The following is a 381-nucleotide window of genomic DNA, read 5'->3' as shown; positions in this document are numbered from 1 at the left end:
CGTGCCGAGCTTGGCGAACAACATGAGATCGGTGTCACCCATGCGATGGCGGCTCGTGCCGTCGGTGATCATCCCGGGCAGGAAGGCTCCCGCCCCCGCGTCGCACAGGTTCTGACGGCCGGTCGAGCAGTAGCGGCAGCGGCCGCACGCCGGCACGAACGATGCCGAGACGTGGTCGCCGACCTTGACGCTCGTGACCCCCGGCCCGACCTCGGCGACGATGCCGGCGCCTTCGTGGCCGCCGACGATCGGGAAGAACGACGTGATGCCCATGAGCGGCCAGGCCTCTTCCGGCGGAACCATGTCGCCGGTGACGAGGTGCTCGTCGCTGTGGCACATGCCGGCGGCCTTCCACTCCACCAGCACCTCGGCGGCCTTGGG

General features: G+C 70.1%; 1 protein-coding gene. It reads right to left on the bottom strand.

Annotation, left to right across the window (positions count from 1 at the left end; all coding sequences use genetic code 11):
• A partial coding sequence (locus I6F37_RS47235; protein ID WP_225155129.1) for an alcohol dehydrogenase catalytic domain-containing protein occupies window positions 1-381 on the bottom strand: 381 nt, incomplete at both ends.

It is taken from the genome of Bradyrhizobium sp. NBAIM08, assembly GCF_020193935.1.
In the GTDB taxonomy this organism is placed as follows: domain Bacteria; phylum Pseudomonadota; class Alphaproteobacteria; order Rhizobiales; family Xanthobacteraceae; genus Bradyrhizobium; species Bradyrhizobium yuanmingense.
The sequence above is the reverse complement of the archived record's forward strand: the minus strand, read 5'-3'. Positions and strand labels throughout refer to the sequence as shown.